We start from the raw sequence: 1,631 nt of genomic DNA, 5'->3' as shown, positions 1-1,631 counted from the left end.
AGGAGACAGGGAGGGAGGGGATGGAGACCACCGGAGCGGGCCCGTCGGTGGGGACCCGCACACCGGGGGGCGGAGCGGGTGCGATCACCAACGGGTGGTGGCCGCGCCGCACCAGGTGGCGTGCGGTCTGCAGGGCGCAGTGGGCCACCCCGTTGACGTCCGGGGGATAGGACTCGGTCACGATGACGACGCGCATGGGGTGGTTCTCGCCGGTCCGGACGTTTTTTCGCCCACGGCGGCGTGTCGGCTCGGAGAACATCCCCTGAGCGGTTGACGCGCCGGGCGCCCGCCCGGGACGAACGAGCACTCCCGGGGCGTGGGGGGAGGCGGGCGACACCGGTGCGTTCCCCTCCCGGGAGCCGGTGTTCCCCCGGGGGTCCCCGGATGAACACCGGGCGGCGCCGGAGGCCCCGGGGCCCGGGGCCTCCGGAAACCTCAGCGTCCGGGGGTGCCGTCCAGCCTGCCCCGCACCGCGGTCTGCACCTCGTCCCATTCCGCCGGATCGGCCGCCAGGCGACGCAACCGCTCCACCACCCGGGCGTCCCCCGTGGTGGCGAATCGGGCGGCGGTCTCCCGGGTGCCCTGCTCGCAGTCCCACAGGCACTCGACGGCGAATCCCGCGGGGAAGGAGGGATCGGTGGCCGCCAGCGCGGGAGCGGCGCGGCCCCGCAGCAACGAGGAGGGCGTCTCGCGGTAGAGGTGCCGCACCAGCGGAGCGGCGCCGCCGGGACGCAACCGCCCCACCCCGTCCACCAGGTCGGGCAGCAACATCTCGGTCACCGGGTCCTCCGACCGACGGACGGCTCGCCGCAGGGCCTCCAGCACGGCCGGCCCATCGGGGCCCGAACCGTGGCGGGCGAGCAGGACACCGGCGGCGACCCCGATCGCGCACGGCGCGCCGGGGGGGTCCTCCTCCGCGCACCAGACACGGGCCCGGGCCAGGGCGTCCTCCCCCCTCATGCGGGTGAGGGCCAGGAGGGCGGCCCGGGCCACGTCCTCGGGGGAGTCCGGGGCCGCCGCGGCGGCGATCAGGCCGGGAGCCGCGGGATCTCCGCGTTCGGCGAGGTAGCGCAGGGCGGCGATCCGCTCGCCCGGAGCTCCCGCGCGCGCGACGGAACGCAGTACGGGTCGATCGTCGGGACCGGCGACCACCGCCAGACAACGGGCGGCGGAGTCGGGACGGAATTCCTCGGGGTTCTCCTCCCGATCACGGGCGGCCCGGGCGAGGACGGAGGCGACGCTCCAGTCGGGGCGGGGGGTGTCGGGACGCAACTGGCGCCGCCAGCGGTCGAAGTCCGCCGCGCGACGGGCCTCCCGCAACAGGGCGCCCTGGGCCGGACGGGAGGGGTCCTCCTCCCACAGTCGCCAGGGACGGGGCTCCCAGGCGTCCCGCATCGCGATGCCGAGGCGGATCGTCCCCTCCGGATCCGTCGGAAAACCGTTGAGGACCGCGGGGCCCAACTCGCGCAGCGTCTCGTCGTCCTCGCACGAGGCCAGTTCGTCCAGGGCCCACAGGCGGCCCGCGCCGGATCGGATGTGCCTGCGCAGCAGGGTCGGGGCGCGACGGTCCCCGTAGCGGCTCAGGTGTCCGAGCACGGCGATCGCCAGCCCGACCCGCTCCTCCCCCCTCT

At 76.1% G+C, this 1,631-nt stretch carries 1 protein-coding gene and 1 pseudogene; both read right to left on the bottom strand.

The genetic code is table 11. The features are described from left to right. Window positions 1-196: pseudogene (locus FNQ90_RS22460) on the bottom strand (glycosyltransferase family 1 protein); the annotation flags it as partial. Between the two features lie 239 nt (window positions 197-435). Continuing rightward, a partial coding sequence (locus tag FNQ90_RS28230; RefSeq protein ID WP_182608014.1) for a HEAT repeat domain-containing protein occupies window positions 436-1,631 on the bottom strand: 1,196 nt, incomplete at its 5' end.

The sequence above is a fragment of the Streptomyces alkaliphilus genome (genome assembly GCF_014141535.1).
Lineage (GTDB): Bacteria > Actinomycetota > Actinomycetes > Streptomycetales > Streptomycetaceae > Streptomyces > Streptomyces alkaliphilus.
This window is presented reverse-complemented; position numbering and strand designations above follow the sequence as displayed.